The 16,738-nt window shown below is 70.2% G+C and carries 18 protein-coding genes and 1 tRNA gene; 11 read left to right on the top strand and 8 right to left on the bottom strand.

Translation table 11 applies throughout. The features are described from left to right. The coding region (locus RWP81_RS06315) for an Rne/Rng family ribonuclease (RefSeq protein ID WP_314453684.1) at positions 1–2,117 on the top strand (2,117 nt) is incomplete at its 5' end. Between the two features lie 179 nt (positions 2,118–2,296). Here the strand turns inward: RWP81_RS06315 and RWP81_RS06310 are convergent. Beyond that, a complete protein-coding gene (locus tag RWP81_RS06310; protein WP_314453682.1) occupies positions 2,297–2,566 on the bottom strand; it encodes a DUF4031 domain-containing protein in 270 nt (89 codons plus the stop codon). Positions 2,567–2,778: 212 nt separating this feature from the next. Between RWP81_RS06310 and rplU the strand changes: the two genes are divergently transcribed. The 9 genes from rplU to rsfS all read left to right on the top strand — a co-directional run bounded on the left by rplU (position 2,779) and on the right by rsfS (position 9,436). After that, positions 2,779–3,087, top strand: coding sequence for a 50S ribosomal protein L21 (rplU, locus tag RWP81_RS06305; RefSeq protein WP_055836929.1), 309 nt, complete (start codon positions 2,779–2,781; stop codon positions 3,085–3,087). Positions 3,088–3,105: 18 nt separating this feature from the next. After that, positions 3,106–3,366, top strand: a complete 261-nt coding sequence (gene rpmA, locus RWP81_RS06300; RefSeq protein WP_055836932.1) for a 50S ribosomal protein L27 — start codon at positions 3,106–3,108, stop codon at positions 3,364–3,366. 108 nt (positions 3,367–3,474) lie between these two features. Next, complete coding sequence (gene obgE, locus RWP81_RS06295; protein WP_314453662.1) at positions 3,475–5,019, top strand: GTPase ObgE; 1,545 nt, start codon at positions 3,475–3,477, stop codon at positions 5,017–5,019. Beyond that, a complete protein-coding gene (proB, locus tag RWP81_RS06290; protein ID WP_314453659.1) occupies positions 5,016–5,852 on the top strand; it encodes a glutamate 5-kinase in 837 nt (278 codons plus the stop codon). Before obgE ends, proB begins: the two co-directional genes overlap by 4 nt. Before the next feature lie 4 nt (positions 5,853–5,856). Continuing rightward, entirely contained in the window at positions 5,857–7,116 is a 1,260-nt protein-coding gene (locus RWP81_RS06285; protein WP_314453656.1) for a glutamate-5-semialdehyde dehydrogenase, read from the top strand. A gap of 50 nt (positions 7,117–7,166) precedes the next feature. Beyond that, positions 7,167–7,391, top strand: a complete 225-nt coding sequence (locus RWP81_RS06280; RefSeq protein ID WP_055954353.1) for a hypothetical protein — start codon at positions 7,167–7,169, stop codon at positions 7,389–7,391. Positions 7,392–7,401: 10 nt separating this feature from the next. Continuing rightward, positions 7,402–7,998: a nicotinate-nucleotide adenylyltransferase gene (nadD, locus tag RWP81_RS06275; protein ID WP_055954356.1), complete on the top strand. Its 597-nt coding sequence runs from the start codon at positions 7,402–7,404 to the stop codon at positions 7,996–7,998. Further along, positions 7,995–9,059 (top strand): hypothetical protein, encoded by a 1,065-nt coding sequence (locus tag RWP81_RS06270; protein WP_314453652.1) that lies wholly within the window; start codon positions 7,995–7,997, stop codon positions 9,057–9,059. Before nadD ends, RWP81_RS06270 begins: the two co-directional genes overlap by 4 nt. After that, entirely contained in the window at positions 9,056–9,436 is a 381-nt protein-coding gene (gene rsfS / locus RWP81_RS06265; protein WP_055954363.1) for a ribosome silencing factor, read from the top strand. Before RWP81_RS06270 ends, rsfS begins: the two co-directional genes overlap by 4 nt. Positions 9,437–9,514: 78 nt before the next feature. On the opposite strand, the gene RWP81_RS06260 is transcribed toward rsfS, so the two are convergent. Genes RWP81_RS06260 through RWP81_RS06250 form a run of 3 tightly spaced genes read right to left on the bottom strand, consistent with a single transcriptional unit; the run spans position 9,515 to position 12,488 of the window. Next, positions 9,515–10,450 carry a TAXI family TRAP transporter solute-binding subunit gene (locus RWP81_RS06260; protein WP_314453649.1) on the bottom strand — a complete coding sequence of 312 codons (936 nt, stop codon included), beginning with the start codon at positions 10,448–10,450 and terminating at the stop codon, positions 9,515–9,517. Then, positions 10,447–11,835, bottom strand: a complete 1,389-nt coding sequence (locus RWP81_RS06255; protein WP_314453646.1) for a HAMP domain-containing sensor histidine kinase — start codon at positions 11,833–11,835, stop codon at positions 10,447–10,449. The genes RWP81_RS06260 and RWP81_RS06255 overlap by 4 nt, the downstream gene beginning before the upstream one ends. Next, positions 11,832–12,488 (bottom strand): response regulator transcription factor, encoded by a 657-nt coding sequence (locus RWP81_RS06250; protein WP_314453644.1) that lies wholly within the window; start codon positions 12,486–12,488, stop codon positions 11,832–11,834. Before RWP81_RS06250 ends, RWP81_RS06255 begins: the two co-directional genes overlap by 4 nt. A 189-nt stretch (positions 12,489–12,677) precedes the next feature. Between RWP81_RS06250 and RWP81_RS06245 the strand changes: the two genes are divergently transcribed. After that, on the top strand, positions 12,678–14,060 hold the full coding sequence (locus RWP81_RS06245; protein ID WP_314453641.1) for an MFS transporter: 1,383 nt from the start codon (positions 12,678–12,680) through the stop codon (positions 14,058–14,060). 326 nt (positions 14,061–14,386) lie between these two features. On the opposite strand, the gene RWP81_RS06240 is transcribed toward RWP81_RS06245, so the two are convergent. The 4 genes from RWP81_RS06240 to RWP81_RS06225 form a co-directional block, all read right to left on the bottom strand. Then, positions 14,387–14,459: transfer RNA gene (locus RWP81_RS06240), tRNA-Ala, on the bottom strand. 40 nt (positions 14,460–14,499) lie between these two features. Beyond that, the gene (locus RWP81_RS06235) at positions 14,500–15,408 is read right to left on the bottom strand and encodes a 3-methyladenine DNA glycosylase (RefSeq protein WP_314453639.1); all 909 of its coding nucleotides are present in this window, start codon (positions 15,406–15,408) and stop codon (positions 14,500–14,502) included. Then, entirely contained in the window at positions 15,405–16,115 is a 711-nt protein-coding gene (locus RWP81_RS06230; protein ID WP_314453636.1) for an SOS response-associated peptidase, read from the bottom strand. Before RWP81_RS06230 ends, RWP81_RS06235 begins: the two co-directional genes overlap by 4 nt. Positions 16,116–16,415: 300 nt before the next feature. Further along, the coding region (locus tag RWP81_RS06225; protein WP_314453633.1) for an App1 family protein at positions 16,416–16,738 on the bottom strand (323 nt) is incomplete at its 5' end.

Raw genomic sequence — 16,738 nt, 5'->3', positions numbered from 1 at the left:
CGGCCGTGTCGACGGCGCTGCACTTCTACGCTCCCGCCCTGCCGCCGCTCGCGCTGCGCGACGACGTCGACGATCGTGACGACCGCGACGACGACGGACCCGCCGAGCGCGTGTCCGCGAACGCCCGTCGCCGCAACCGGCGCCGTGGCGGCACCGAGCCGGCCCCCGTCGAGCAGAACGACCCCCCGGCCGCCCCCGTCCGCCAGCGCGCCGTCGAGGTCATCACCGAACCGCAGCGCATCAAGGGCTCCACCCGTCTCGAGGCCAAGAAGCAGCGTCGCCGCGACGGTCGCGAGGCCGGGCGTCGCCGCCCCGTCGTGACCGAGGCCGAGTTCCTCGCCCGCCGCGAGGCCGTCGACCGTGTCATGGTCGTCCGCTCCAAGGCCGGTCGCATCCAGATCGCCGTGCTCGAAGACAACGTGCTGGTGGAGCACTACGTCGCCCGCAACCAGGACGCCTCCCTCATCGGGAACGTCTACCTCGGCCGCGTCCAGAACGTCCTGCCCAGCATGGAGGCCGCGTTCGTCGACATCGGTCGCGGACGCAACGCCGTGCTGTACTCCGGCGAGGTCGACTGGGAGGGCGTCGAGACCAACAACCAGCCCCGCCGCATCGAGCTCGCCCTCAAGTCGGGCGACCGTGTGCTTGTGCAGGTGACGAAAGACCCGGTGGGCCACAAGGGCGCGCGCCTGACCAGCCAGATCTCGCTGCCGGGTCGCTACCTCGTGTACGTGCCGAACGGCACGATGAACGGCATCTCGCGAAAGCTCCCCGACACTGAGCGTGCCCGCCTGAAGAAGATCCTCAAAGAGGTGCTTCCCGAGTCGTCCGGCGTGATCGTGCGCACGGCCGCCGAGGGCGCTACCGAGGAGCAGCTGACCCTCGACGTGCAGCGTCTCACCTCGCAGTGGGAGCACGTCTCGAGCCAGCTCAAGACCATCCAGGCGCCCGCCCTGCTGCACTCCGAGCCCGACCTGCTGGTCAAGATCGTGCGTGACGTCTTCAACGAGGACTTCACGCGCATGCTCATCCAGGGCGAAGAGGCGCTGCAGACGATCTCGAGCTACCTGCAGGGCGTGGCCCCCGACCTGCTCGAGCGCGTCGAGAAGTACGAGGGCGAGCAGGACCCGTTCGACGCGTTCCGCGTCACCGAGCAGATCGAGAAGGCGCTCGACCGCAAGGTCTGGCTGCCCTCCGGCGGCTCGCTCGTCATCGACCGCACCGAGGCGATGACCGTCGTCGACGTCAACACCGGCAAGTTCGTCGGCTCGGGCGGCAACCTCGAAGAGACCGTCACGAAGAACAACCTCGAGGCCGCTGAAGAGATCGTGCGCCAGCTGCGTCTGCGTGACATCGGCGGCATCATCGTCGTCGACTTCATCGACATGGTGCTCGAGTCCAACCGCGACCTCGTGCTGCGCCGACTCATCGAGTGCCTCAGCCGGGACCGCACGAAGCACCAGGTCGCCGAGGTCACCTCGCTCGGGCTCGTGCAGATGACGCGCAAGAAGCTCGGCCTCGGCCTGCTCGAGACCTTCAGCGAGGCGTGCGAGGTGTGCGCCGGTCGCGGCGTCGTCGTGCACCACGACCCGGTCGTCAAGCACCGTCCGTCGGGAACCGCGAACGGCAACGGCAACGCGAACGGCGGTTCCTCGAACCGTCGTGGGCGCGGCGGCAACGCCGGTTCATCGAACAACGCGTCCTCCTCCGCATCGAACACCGGTCACAGCAGCGGAAACGGTGCGGCTGCGGCCGCGAACGGCGGCACGCACGTCATCACCGAGGGCGTGAAATCCGCGCTCGCCCAGATCGCGGCATCCACCGTCAAGCCCACCGTCGACGACCCCGCCGTCGTCGAGGCGGCGGTCGTGGCATCCGTCGAAGCCGTCCTCGAGGCCAAGGTCGAAGCCGACGCGCCGGCACCGGCGCGAGAGAAGCGCCCGCGCAAGAAGCGCGAGCCCAAGGCGCCGCGCACCGAGAAGGACGCCCTGCTGGAGTCGGTGCTCGAGGCCCTGCCCGAGCCGAAGGCCCCGGGCCAGGGCCGCTCACGCCGCCGCGTGACGACGGCTGCCCTCACCGGCACGCCTGTCAACGCGCAGCCCCCGACGGACTCCTGAGCACGACGTCGCACGTGAGACTTTGCTCCTCGTCGCCGAGCCCGGCTCGCGCGACCGGGGCAACCCCTCCGCCCGTCTCCGCCGGGCGGGGCCCGAGCGACCACTCCGCACGTCTCCGCAGGGCGGGGCGTCCGAATGCCTGCGCATCGGTACGGCGGGGGATACCGGAGACGCGCGTGTCAGGAGCGTCGTTCGCGCGCGGTGACGCGCAGGCCCGAGGCCCGCAGGCGCCGCACGAGCTCCTTGCCGCCGATGTGCTCGGCACCGGCGGCGACCAGAGCGGCGTGGCGCTCGTCGGGCACGTCGTAGTGGTCGAGGTCGAACGCGCGGCGGGGAATGCCGGCGGCTGCGGCGAAGGCGTGCAGCTCGTCGAGATCGCTGTCGCTCACGAGGTGCGCCCACAGGCGTCCGTGCGCGGGCCACTGCGGGTCGTCGATGAGGATCGCCATTCCGCGATCCTACGGTCGACACGCGGGCCGAATGCTTTTGCCGGATGCCGCCCGGTGAGCTAAACTCGACCTTTGGTGCGTCGCGTCCGCCCTACGGGAGCGTGACCCCGCTGACTTTCGTCGGCCGGATCGCACCGAGACTTGGGTCATCAGACCCTCCCAACGTCATCAGACAACCGGAGCCCCGCGCTCCCGAATGAAACAGGTGTGAAGTGGTTTACGCAGTTGTGCGCGCCGGCGGCCGCCAGGAGAAGGTCCAGGTCGGCACGGTCGTCGTGCTCGACCGCCAGAAGGCGAAGATCGGCGAGAGCATCCAGCTGCCCGCCGTCCTGTTCGTCGACGGCGACGCGGTCACGACCGACGCCGACAAGCTCGCGAAGGTCTCGGTCACGGCCGAGGTGCTCGGCGAGGAGCGCGGTCCGAAGATCGTGATCCAGAAGTTCAAAAACAAGACCGGCTACAAGAAGCGCCAGGGCCACCGCCAGGACCTCACGCGCGTCAAGATCACCGGCATCAAGTAAGAGCCAGGAGACGCAGAGATGGCACACAAAAAGGGCGCAAGCTCCACCCGTAACGGTCGTGACTCCAACGCACAGCGCCTCGGCGTGAAGCGTTTCGGTGGTCAGGTCGTCCTCGCCGGCGAGATCATCGTCCGCCAGCGCGGCACGCACTTCCACCCCGGCGCCAACGTCGGCCGTGGTGGCGACGACACGCTGTTCGCTCTGGCTCCCGGTGCGGTCCAGTTCGGCGCCAAGGGCGGCCGCAAGGTCGTCAACATCGTCACCGCCGCAGCGGAGTAATTCCCGCGCTTCGGCGCTCGAGGGGGTGGGCGAAGCCCACCCCCTCGTTTCATTTCCCGAACCGGCTGCCGCGCGTCTGGTTTGCTCGATAACCCGGAAGGACCCGCCATGGTCACCTTCGTCGACCGCGTCACCCTGCACCTGCGTGCGGGCAAGGGCGGCAATGGCTGCGTCTCCGTGCGCCGCGAGAAGTTCAAGCCGCTGGCCGGTCCCGACGGCGGTAACGGGGGAGCCGGCGGCGACGTGGTGCTCGTCGCCGACCCGCAGGTCACGACCCTTCTGTCGTACCACCACTCGCCGCACCGCTCGGCGGGCAACGGCGGTTTCGGCATGGGCGACCACCGCTCCGGTGCGGAGGGCGAGGACCACGAGCTTCCCGTCCCGCTCGGCACCGTCGTGAAAGACCCCGACGGCACGGTGCTCGTCGACATGCTCACCCCCGGCATGCGTTTCGTCGTCGCGCCCGGTGGCCTCGGCGGCCTCGGCAACGCCTCGCTCTCGTCCCCCAAGCGCAAGGCTCCCGGTTTCGCGCTGCTGGGTACCCCCGGCTGGGAGGGCGACGTCGTCCTCGAGCTCAAGACCGTCGCCGACATCGCGCTCGTCGGTTTCCCCTCCGCCGGCAAGTCGAGCCTCATCGCCGCCGTGTCCGCTGCGCGTCCGAAGATCGCCGACTACCCGTTCACGACCCTCCACCCCAACCTCGGCGTCGTGCAGTCCGGCGACGTGCGTTTCACCATCGCCGATGTGCCCGGACTCATCGAGGGCGCCAGCGAGGGCAAGGGCCTGGGCCTGGAGTTCCTGCGTCACGTCGAACGCTGCACCGCGCTGGTGCACGTCCTCGACTGCGCCACGCTCGACCCGGGCCGCGACCCGCTGAGCGATCTCGACATCATCCTCGCCGAGCTCGGCGCCTACCCCGTGCCCGAGGGGCAGACGCCGCTGCTCGAGCGTCCGCAGATCGTCGCCCTGAACAAGATCGACGTGCCCGAGGCCCGCGAACTCGCCGATTTCGTGCGTCCCGACCTCGAGGCCCGTGGATTCCGCGTGTTCGAGATCTCGACGGTCAGCCGCGCGGGGCTGCGCGAGCTCACCTTCGCGCTGGCCGACGTCGTCGAGCAGCACCGTCTCGCCACGATCGACGACGCGCCCCTCGAGCGCATCGTCATCCGCCCGCAGGGTTCGCGAAAGGACTTCGAGGTCAAGGTCGAGGGCGGCACGTACGGTCCCGTCTACCGCATCCTCGGCGATAAGCCGGTCAAGTGGGTCCAGCAGACCGACTTCCAGAACGAAGAGGCCGTGGGCTACCTCGCCGACCGCCTCGCGCGCCTGGGCGTCGAAGAGGGGCTGTTCCGCGCCGGTGCGGTCGCCGGCGCGACCGTCGTCATCGGTCCCGGCGACGGTATCGTCTTCGACTGGGAGCCCACCCTCACCTCCGCCGCCGAGCTGATGACCGCCCCGCGCGGTACCGACCCCCGCCTCGTGCAGAATCCCCGCCGCACGTCCTCCGAGCGTCGCGAGCGGTACCACGAGCGGATGGATGCCAAGGCCGAGGCCCGCGCCGAGCTCGAGACCGAGCGCCGCGCCGCGCGTGCCGCCGGCATCACCCCCGACGGTGACTCGGCGGTGCTCGGCGCCGAGGACGACGCACGGTGACGGCCGAGACCCGCGCCGAGATCCCGGGCGCCGCTCGCGTCGTGGTGAAGGTGGGGTCGTCGTCCATCAGCGGCGACGGCGCGCACCGCATCGACACGATCGTCGAGGCTCTCTCGCGCGCCCACCGCGCCGGCACCGAGGTGGTGCTGGTGTCGTCGGGCGCCATTGCGACCGCGCTGCCGCTACTCGACCTCGGCGGGCGTCCGAACGACCTGGCGACCCAGCAGGCCGCGGCCGCGGTCGGGCAGAACGTGCTCATGTGGCGCTACCAGACCTCACTCGATCGCTTCGGGCTGCTCGCGGGTCAGGTTCTGCTGACCGCCGGTGATCTCGAGAACGCCACGCACCGTTCCAACGCCCGTCGGGCCATGGAGCGCCTGCTCGGACTCGGCATCCTCCCGATCGTCAACGAGAACGACACCGTCGCCACCCACGAGATCCGTTTCGGCGACAACGACCGGCTCGCGGCCCTGGTTGCCCAGCTCATCGGTGCCGACGCCCTGGTTCTGCTGAGTGACATCGAGACGCTCTTCACCCGGCCGCCCAGCGAACCGGGCGCGCGCCCCATCACCGACGTCGAGTGGGGACAAGATCTGTCGGAGTTCGAGTTCGGCGCCGGCGTCGTCAACGGCGTGGGCACCGGGGGAGCGGCCACCAAGGCCTCTGCCGCGAAGCTCGCCTCGACAGCCGGGGTCGGCGTGCTCGTCACGAGCGCGGATCTGGTGGCATCCGCCCTCGCCGGCGACTCCGTCGGCACGTGGTTCGCCCCCAACCCCGATCCCGTCACCCTCGCGACGGGGCCCGTGGGCGCCGTGAGCGCGCCGGTACACTGAGCGCATGACCGTCATCGCCGCCTCCGTCGACGAGCGCCTGCGTCTCGCGAAAGACGCGGCGCGCGAGATCGCCCTCCTCGACTCCGCCCGCAAGAGCGCGCTGCTGATCGCCGTCGCAGACGCCCTCGTGACCGCGTCCGACGACATCGTCGCCGCCAACGCCGACGACCTCGAGCGGGGGCGGGCGGATGCCATCGGCGAGGCGCTCCTCGACCGTCTGCGCCTCGATACCGCTCGGGTGGCCGCCCTGGCCGCCGCCGTCCGCGACGTCGCCGACCTGCCCGACCCGGTCGGACGCGTGCTCGACGAGCGCACCCTGCCCAACGGCATCCAGCTGCAGAAGGTCGCAGTGCCGTTCGGCGTCGTCGGGTCCATCTACGAGGCTCGCCCCAACGTGACGGTCGACATCGCCTCGCTCGCCCTGCGCTCCGGCAACGCCGTCGTGCTGCGCGGCGGGTCTGCGGCGCAACGCACCAACGCCGTGCTCGTGTCGGTCATGCGTGACGCCCTGCAGTCCGAGGGAGTGTCGCCCGAGGCCGTCCAGAGCGTCGACGACTTCGGCCGCGAGGGTGCGCGCGCCCTCATGAACGCCCGCGGTCTCGTCGACGTACTCGTCCCGCGCGGGAGCGCCGGTCTGATCGAGACCGTCGTCACCGAGTCCACGGTGCCGGTGATCGAGACGGGTGCGGGCGTCGTCCACGTCTTCCTCGACGCCACCGCCCGCGACGATTGGGCGCGCGACATCGTCCTCAACGCCAAGACCCAGCGCCCGAGCGTCTGCAACGCCGTCGAGACCGTGCTCGTGCACCGCGGCGCTGCCGACCGTCTGCTGCCGGAGCTGCTGGCATCCCTCTCCGACGCCGGTGTCACCGTGCACGGAGACGACGAGACCCGCTCGCACGACGGGCGCGTGGTCGCGGCGACCGAAGACGATTGGGCGCGCGAGTACGGCACGCTCGATCTGGCCGTGCGTGTCGTCGACGATCTCGACGACGCCCTCGCCCACATCCGCCGCTACTCGACGCACCACACCGAGTCGATCGTCACCGACGATCAGGCCGCCGCCGACCGCTTCCTCGCCGAGGTCGACTCGGCCGTCGTACTCGTCAACGCCTCCACCCGCTTCACCGACGGGGGCGAGTTCGGCTTCGGTGCCGAGGTCGGCATCTCGACCCAGAAACTGCACGCCCGCGGCCCGATGGGGCTCGCCGAGCTCACGAGCACCAAGTGGCTCGGGCGCGGCGGCGGCCAGGTCCGCGCCTGACCGCCTAAAATGGCTTTGCGCGCCGCGCAGACCACTCGAACGGAGTACTGATGACTTTCGCCACGCTTCTCGCCCACGCCGCCGAAGAAGGCGGACACCACGGCGGCAACGTGCAGGCCGAGACCTTCTGGGTCGGTGCCGTGGCATTCGTGGTCTTCGTGCTGCTGAGCCTGGTCACGCTGTCGTACCGCAACGTGTCGAACCGTCACGCGCACAAGGCCGAGGCCTACGCGCAGAAGCACGGCGCGCCTGTCCCCGAGGCGCACGGCCACTGAGGCCCACCGTATGTCGGTGACGCGCGCCCCTCGCATCGGGGTCATGGGTGGGACGTTCGATCCCATCCATCACGGTCACCTCGTCGCGGCGTCCGAGGTCGCGCAGTCGTTCGATCTCGACGAGGTCGTCTTCGTGCCCACGGGCCGCCCGTGGCAGAAGCACGACGTCACAGAGAGCGAGCACCGCTATCTCATGACGGTGATCGCGACCGCATCCAATCCGCAGTTCACCGTCAGCCGCGTCGACGTCGATCGGGCCGGCCCCACCTACACGATCGATACGCTGCGCGACCTGCACGAGCAGCGTCCGGGCGCCGAATTGTTCTTCATCACCGGCGCCGACGCGGTCGAGCAGATCCTCAGCTGGCGCAATCATCAGCAGTTGTGGGACCTGGCGCACTTCGTCGCCGTCTCGCGTCCCGGCCACGTGCTGAGCACCGAGGGGCTCCCCTCCGAGAACGTGAGCCAATTGGAGATCCCCGCCCTGTCGATCTCGTCCACAGACTGCCGCGCCCGTGTGCGCCGAGGACACCCCGTGTGGTACCTCGTGCCCGACGGCGTCGTGCAGTACATCGCGAAGCACCATCTCTACCGGAGCAAGGCATGAGCACTCCCGACACCCCCGAGACGCCCGCCCTGACCCGCCGTCAGTTGCGCGAGCTGCGTCAGACCGGCGCCACGCCGATCATCACGTCGAACGACTACACCGTAGACCCGGATGCCACGGCTCAGACCGCCGCGAGCAAGTCCACGGTCGCCGAATCCCCGTCCCCGGACGCGCCGGCGCCGACCGCCGCGCAGGAGTCTCCGGACGCCGCGGCTCCGACCGCGGAGCCCGAGGAGCCCGCTGTCATCGAGGCCGTCCCGACCGCGGACGAGCGCACGTCGTCAGCCGACACGGCGCGCCCGGTCGATCCGGCGCCCGCCGCCGCCTTCGACTCCTACGCCGAGGCCGGCGCCGACCACGGTGTCTCCGGCCTCACCCGCCGGCAGGCGCGTGCGCAGGAGAAGATCCGTACGGCATCCGTGCCCGTGATCAGCCCCGATCTCGAGACATCGGCGCCGCTCGTCGCATCCACGCCGACGCCGGACGACACAGCCCAGCCGGCCATTTTCCGCCCGGCGGCGGCCGAGGCGCCCGCCCCCGCGGCGGCTCCCGCGCCGTCGGTGGTCAATCCCGCTCTGGGCTCCGAGCTGCTCGACGGCGCGACGCCCGATGTGTCGCTCCCGTCGTCGTTCGACCAGCTCCTCTCGCGCACCACCGGCGCGACCGGAACCGTCTCGACCCCGAACTCGCTGATCCTCTCGCAGACGCCCACGGGCGCGCCGCTTGTCGGCCCGGTCAGCGCGACCGGCGAGATCATGATCACGGGCACGTTCGACCTGCCCCAGGGCCTTGGCTCGGTCGGACACGCCCCCGGCACGACCGACGGCCGCGACGCCGACGCCGTGCTCCTCGACGGCGAGCTTCCGGCCGCCTCGTCGCCCACCCCGATCGCGGCGAGTGCCGCGATCAGCACCGTCAAACAGCCCGGGGAGATCATCCGCCCCCCGGCGCCCGAGAAGGGGAGCAAGCTCCTCGTGGGTCTCATCATCACGACGGGTGCTCTCTTCCTGGCGGTGGTCGGAACCCTCGGCCTCGCCTTCACGACAGGAGTCTTCCGATGACCGCCACCACCAACGGTAAAGAGATGGCGCAGATCGCCGCTCTCGCCGCCGACGCCAAGGGCGGCGACGACCTCGTCGCCCTCGATGTGTCGGAACCCCTTCCCCTCGTCGACGTCTTCCTCCTCGTCACCGGTCGCAACGAGCGCAACGTCGCCGCGATCGCCGACGAGATCGAAGAGAAGCTGCTCGAGGCAGGCCACAAGCGTCTCCGCCGCGAGGGCCGCCAGGAGTCCCGCTGGGTGCTGCTCGACTTCGGCGACCTCGTGGTGCACGTCTTCCACGAAGAGGAGCGCGTCTACTACGGCCTCGAGCGCCTCTGGAAGGACTGCCCCGTGGTCCCGCTCGAGATCCCCACGCCGGCGCACGCCGCGGAGTAACCCCCACTCGACGACGCCCTCTGCCCCGCGGCAGGGGGCGTTCTTCGCGTTCGGGTCCCGGTCTCGCCGCAGCGACGCTCAGCCGTACCGCTCGCGGTACCGGCGCTCGGCGGCGGGGTGCAACGGCACGGGCAACGTGTCGATCAGACTCGCCGGTGTCAGGTACTGGATGCCGAGCGAACCGGGCGGCACGAGGCGCGCGGCGTCGTCGATGAGCACATCGACCAGGCGGCGCGCCAGGTCGTCATCGAGGTCGCGGTGGGTCAGGAGCAGGTTCGCGACGCCGATCGTCGGAACAGACGTGTCGGCGTCGTAGACGCCGGCGGGGATCGTCGTTGCCACGTACGCGTCGGGGTATCGTCGCAGCAGCTCGGGCAGGACGGGCGTCGTATCGATCACGCGGATCGGGGTCCGCTCGGCCAGGTCGGCGATCTGGGGTGTCGGAACGCCGCCCGACCAGAAGAGCGCGTCGATGCGGCCCTGCTCGAGGTCGACGACCGCGTCGCGGAACGGCCGTTCGATCGTGACGGGAGGCGTCGACGCCGACGTCAGGCCCTCGGCATGCAGAAGCCGCCGTGCGGTCGCCGCCGCTCCCGATCCCGCCGCGCCCAGTGAGATGACGCGCCCCGACAGGTCGGCGAGCGAGGTCAGGCCGTCGGCGGCGCGCACGATGCACTGCAGGTAGTTCTGGTACACCCGCCCGATGGCGACGAGGTCTTCGCCCGGGGTGGCTGCTGCCGCGGAGTCCGCGAGAGAGAGTGCCAGGTCGACGCTCCCGGCGTCGAGCAGGGCGAGGTTCTCGACGCTGCCCTCCGTCGTGAGCGCGGTGATCTCGACGCCGCCGGTCTCGCGTGCGACCGCGCTCAGCAACTCGCCGAATTCCAGATAGCTCCCTCCGGGCTCGCCGCACCCGAGAGTCAGGGCGCGGGGTGGGGCGGGGGAGCAGCCGGCGAGGCCGAACGCCCCGGCGGCCACGCCCGCCCAGAGGAACCCGCGTCGGGTCAGTGCCGTCACTGTCGCTCCCACAGCAAGCACGCAGCGAGGCCCCCGGATGCGGAGCGGTCCAGGACCAGCCGCCCGCCGGCGGCGCGCATCAACTGGGCCACGATCGCGAGTCCGAGGCCCGTTCCGGTCTGCGTCGCGTCGCGGCCGGCGCGCCAGAACCGGGTGCCCATGCGGGCGAGGTCGTCGTCGGTGAGTCGCGTCCCGGAGTCCTCGACCACGAGCCGGGTGCCGTCGGCATCCTGGGCGAGACTCACGCGGACCTCGGCCTCGGGGCCGGCGTACTTGGCCGCGTTGTCCAGGAGCACGTCGACCATCTCGTCGAGGTCGGCGCGCCCGCAGGGGACCGTGACCGCCGGGCCCGGAGCGGTGGTCAGCCGCAGCCCCGCAGCCTGCAGACGGTCGCGGTGACGGTCCGTGATCTCGGCGGCCGCGACAGTGCACTCGCGCGCGGCACCGTCATCGCGAGCCGGATCGCGCCCCTGCGACTGCGCCGCGGCGCGGTGCTCCGCATTGGCGAGGGTGAGCATGCGCCCCACCGTGTATTCGAGCCGGTCGAGATCGTCGTCGACGGCGGCGAGGTCGGTGGCCGCCTCTCCTTCTCGCGGCAGACCGTCCACGCGCAGCCGGATCGCGGCGAGAGGCGTCCGCAACTGGTGCGAGGCGTCGGCGACGAATCCGCGCTGCTGCTCGAGGCTGCTCTCGACCTCGGCCGTCATCTCCCCGAACGCACGGCTGAGGCGTCGGAGTTCGGGCGGGCCCGAGGGGCGCAGGGGCGAGGGGTCGCGGTGGGCGGTGACGTCGGCGACGGCGGCGTCGAGGGCGCGGACCGGACGCAGGATCCACCGCGTCCACACGAGCGATGCCCCCATGAGGGCGCTGAGCAGCAGCACGCCGACCACCACGATCACGGCCCAGGCGCGCGACACGTCGGTCTGCGCGTCGCGGAGGTCGACGGCCAGCACCACGACGCCGGTCGACAGGTCGCCGGCGGCGATCACCGGCACGGCGACGACGGCGGTGTCCGGACCCCAGGGCGTGACGCGGGGGAGCACGAGCTGGGGGAGGGCCCGGGATGCCGCGGTCACCAGCTCGTCGACACGCTCATCGCGCGACACGTCGCCGGCGGAGGCGACGGCGTCCCCGACCTCATCGAGGACGAGCACCGACTCGCCGTACACCGCGTGGAAGCGCTGGAGGTAGGTCTGGAGGCCCTCGGCGTCGCCCTGCACGAGCGCGGTACGCGCGCGCTGCACGACCTGGTCGAGGGCGGCGGTGCGCTGCAGGGCGAGCTGCTGTGTGCGGGAGTCGGCGATCGACTGGGCGATCGGGATGAGCACGGCGATGACCGCGATCAGCCCGAACACGAGCAGCGGCAGCAGAACGCGCAGCTTCATCCGGCATCCTCGAGGCGATAGCCGACGCCGCGGACCGTGGTGATGGTCAGTTCGGGGAGCTTCTGGCGCACCTGACCCAGGTGCACGTCGAACGAGCGCGACGACGTCGCGTACGCGTCGCCCCACACCTCGTCGAGGATCTGCTGACGGCTGACGATCTGGCCCGCGCGGCGGGCGAGCGAGAACAGGATGCCGAACTCGTTGGGCGTGAGCGCCACGTCGCGCCCGTCGGCGGTGACGCGCCGGGCATCGACGTCGATGTCGACCGGGCCGACCTGCACGCGCGTGGGCTCATCGGGAGGGGTGTAACGGCGGGTGACGGCGAGCAGCCGAGCGAGAAGCTCGTGCAGGCGCACCGGCTTCACCAGGTAGTCGTCGGCACCGAGCGACAGCGCCCGCACCGTCGAGCGCTCGTCACCACGGGCGGTGACGACGATGACCGGGATCTGACTCACCGCGCGCAGCTGGCGGAGAACATCGAGGCCGTCCATGTCTTCCAGGCCCAGGTCGAGCAGCACGACCTGCGCGTCGCGGTGGCGCAGCAGCACGTCGCTCCCACGGCTGACGCGCGTGCTCGCGTGGCCCGCGCGCTGCAACGCCGAGACGAGCGCTGCGGCGACGGAGCCGTCGTCCTCGGCCACGAGTACGTGCATGCCTTCATCGTAGGCATGGCCCTCCGCCGGGAACCGCGGCGGGCCGAGCGCGAATGTAAGGCGGATGTAAGGATCCGCACGGAGGACCGCCGCTTGTCGACAGGATGTCGGCATACGCCTCGTCGTCGTCGCCGGGAGAGTCCGACGGCACACGAGACGAGAACCGTCCATCGACCGATCGGATCTCTCATGTCAACGACGACACCACCGGCCACCACGACCACGATCCCCACGAGTCTCCGGCGCTCCATCTCGAACACCCTGAAGGGCTCGGCGGGCAACCTCGTCGAGTGGTACGACGTGTACGTCTACTCGGTGTTCGCGGTGTACTTCGAGTCGCAATTCTTCAGTTCCGACGACAAGAACTCGACGATCTACGTGTGGGCGATCTTCGCCGTCACCTTCCTCATGCGCCCCATCGGCTCCTGGTTCTTCGGCCGATTCGCCGATCGCCACGGCCGACGACTCTCGTTGACCGTGTCGGTCTCGCTGATGGCGTTCTGCTCCCTGATCATCGCCTTCGCCCCCACCGCCGAGATGATCGGCGTCGGCGCCGTCGTCATCCTGGTGTTCGCCCGTCTCGTGCAGGGTTTCGCGACCGGTGGCGAGTACGGCACGAGCGCGACCTACATGTCGGAGGCGGCCATGCCCGGCCGACGCGGATTCCTCTCGTCGTTCCACTACGTCACCCTCGTCGGTGGTCACGTGCTGGCGCAGACGACCCTGCTCGTCATGGTGCTCACCCTCGACGAAGAAGCGATCACGTCGTGGGGCTGGCGCGTCGCGTTCGCCATCGGCGGTGTCGCCGCGGTCGCGGTCTTCTGGATGCGGCGCACGATGGACGAATCGCTGGAGAAGAGCGTCATCGACGACACCAGGTCGGGCCGGTCGAAGGACTCGGGCTCGATGCGCGACCTCCTCGTGAACAACTGGCGCCCGCTGTTGCTCTGCTTCGCCGTCACCGCGGGCGGCACGGTCGCGTTCTACACCTACTCGGTCACCGGCCCCAACATCGTCAAGACCGCCTTCTCGGGCGGCGACCTGATCACCGGCACCGTGATCAACCTCATCGCCCTCACCGCTCTGATGCTCATGCAGCCCCTGGGCGGGTGGCTGAGCGACAAGGTCGGCCGCAAGTCGCTCCTGGTCTTCTTCGGCGTCGGTGGCGTGCTGTACACGTGGTTCCTCATCACGACGCTCCCGCAGCAGACGAACGAGTTCGCAGCATTCGCGATCCTGTTGGGCGGCTTCGTCATCCTCACCGGTTACACCTCGATCAACGCCCTGGTGAAGGCCCAGCTCTTCCCCACCCACGTGCGTGCGCTGGGCGTCGGCCTCGGATACGCCCTCGCCAACTCGTTGTTCGGCGGCACGGCCCCCCTGCTGTACGCCGGAGCGCAGAGCACGGAGCAGGTTCCGCTGTTCATCGTCTATGTGACGATCATCATCGCGGCGTCGCTCGCGGTGTACATCTTCGCCCTGCGCAACAAGGCACCGAACTGGCTGGACGACGAGCTCGTCATGCGTGAGGCGCAGACGGCGCGGACGCGCGTGCCCGTCTCGTCGCGCTGATCGCAACCGCTCGGTGGGTGTCTTCCCGTTCGGGGAGGGCACCCACCGTCGGCGTACCGGGGGTTTCGTTCGCGATCGGATGCCCGTCTCGCCGAACCCGCGCGGAGAACAGCGAGCCGGCCCTGAGCCAATCTCGCACGTGTGCGGCCTGCTCGCAGATATTGTGCCGTGGACTGTGAGCTACGCGAGATTCTGCGAGCGGCCGAACCCCGCAGGCGAGCTGAGAGGCATCCGGATGCCGCGAGCCCCGCTTTCCGGGAGCTCTGCGTCCGAGGACGGCCGGAAACGACGAAAGCCCCCGCCGAAGCGGAGGCTTTCTCTCTGTGTGGACCTGAGGGGACTCGAACCCCTGACCCCCTGCATGCCATGCAGGTGCGCTACCAGCTGCGCCACAGGCCCGTATTTTGTTGTCTGCCCCGTTTGAGGCAACTCCATGAGCTTACAACACAGTTCGCGACGGCAGGAAATCCGCGCGACCGGGCGTGTCGTCTCCGCTCGTAACCGCCGCGATCACGGCGCGGCGGAGCCCCTGCCCACGCTCACTCAGTGCTCGCTGGCGGGTGACGTACTCGGCCTTGCCCTCGGTCGTCTCGATCGCCACCGCCGGGTAGCCCCAGCCGCTCAGATCGTAGGGCGAGGCCTCCATGTCGAGGGTGCGGATGTCGCGCGCGAGCTCGAACGCGTCGAGCAGCAGCGGACCCGGCACGAGCGGGCCGAGCTTCACGGCCCACTTGTAGACGTCCATGCCGGCATGGAGGCATCCGGGCTGCTCGCGCTCGACCTGGTCGTCGCGCGTCAGGGGCGTACGGTTGCGCGGCACGGCGTCGGGTGTGAAGAACCGGAACGCGTCGAAGTGGGTGCACTTGAGGTCATGGGCGTCGACGACGGCGTCGGTGCCGTCTCGACCGAGGCGCAGGGGGACCGCGTGTCGCACGTCGTCGGCGCGGTACGCCATCGCCCACTCGTGCAGCCCGAAGCAGCCGAACTGCGCCGGTCGATCCGCCGTCGCGCGCAGCAGGGTCACGACGCCGCGATACAGTGATCCACGCTCGTCGCGGAACCGCTCGGCATCCACGCGAACGCCCGCACCCTCGGGGCGGTACCAACGCCAACCGGCGCGTTCTTCGGCGTCGTCGAGCACGATGTCGGGGCCGGGGTGCCAGCGGCGCAGGACGGCGGGTTTGTACGAGTAGTAGGTGAAGAGGAAGTCCTCGACCGGATGCTTCTGGGCGCGGCTCGCGCGGGCGCGGTGCGCGGCGGTGAGGGCGTCGGCGCGTTCGGCGTGCGCGTCCGCCAGAGCGGTCCACTCGGTGCGCGTCAGCGCCGCAGACCGGACGAGCGTGGTCACTCGACGGCGTCGATCAGGTCGGGGGAGTCGTTGCGGACGTTGCCCACGGCAGCAGAGACGACGTGGTCGTCGAGCGTCTCAGCCACATCGGGTGCGGCGTCGATCGCGGCATCCAGAACGTCGCCGACATTCTCGGTGGTGGGATCCAGCCAGGCGTCGGCGAAGTCGGGGTCCATGAACAGCGGCATGCGGTCGTGGATCGAGCCCAGGCGTCCGATCGCGTCACGCGTGAGGATCGTGCAGCTCAGCACCCACCGTGCGGGATCGTCGTCGGCCCGGGTGGGGTCTTTCCACCACTCGTAGAGGCCGGCGAAGAACAGTGGCGAGCCGTCGGCGGGGTGGATGTAGTGCGGCGTCTTGCCCGCCTCGGTGGTCTTCCACTCGTAGTACCCGGATGCCGGGATCACGGCGCGACGCTTGATGAGGGCGTTGCGGAACATGGGCTTGTCTTCGACCTCTTCGCTGCGCGCGTTGAACGCCCGCGCGCCGATCTTGACGTCTTTCGCCCACCCCGGGATCAAACCCCAGCGCGCGACCTCGAGACGCCGCACGGGTGGTTCGCTCTTGATCGAGTCGAGCACGATGCCGACCTGCGCGGTCGGCGCGATGTTGTACGACGGCGGCGGCAGCTCATCAGCCTCGACATCGGCGCGCAGCACCCCGACGAGCTCGGACGCCACATTGGCCACGACGAATCGACCGCACATGCCTCCACCGTACGCGCCCCCTCCGACATCGGCCTCGCGATCCGATGTCGGCGTCGAGCCCGCGCGGCATCCATCCGCGCACAGCTTCAGCGATCCGCACAACCTCCGTCGGAAACCTCGGGATGCCACTCACCCTGCGCAGATCGCGGAGGTCAGGTACTCCGCGGCCTCCATACCCGCACAACCTCAGCGATCCGCACAACCTCAGCGATCCGCACAACCTCCGTCGGAAACCTCGGGATGCCACTCACCCTGCGCGGATCGCGGAGGTTGCGCACACCGCCGCATCCCGCGCCGCGATCAGCCGTCGCGCGAGATGACGCCGACGTCTTCCAGTCGGGCGAGCAGGGCGGCGCCGTCGGATCCGGTGACCCACGGCACCTCGGCCGCGGAGTGGTCGTCGACGACGGTGCGGCCACCGGCGAGCACGGCCTCGGCGGGCAGCAGCCGGCGGATGGCGACGGCGGCGACGCTCTCGGGATGCTCGATCGCGAAGCCGGTGTAGATGGAGTCGTCGTGCTGACCATCGTCGCCGACGAGCAGCCACTTCACCTGCGGGAATTCCGCGGCGACGCGCCGCAGGTTGAGCTCCTTGTGATCGCGGCCGCTGCGGAACCACCGGT

It is taken from the genome of uncultured Microbacterium sp. (assembly GCF_963521695.1).
In the GTDB taxonomy this organism is placed as follows: Bacteria; Actinomycetota; Actinomycetes; order Actinomycetales; family Microbacteriaceae; genus Microbacterium.
This window is presented reverse-complemented; position numbering and strand designations above follow the sequence as displayed.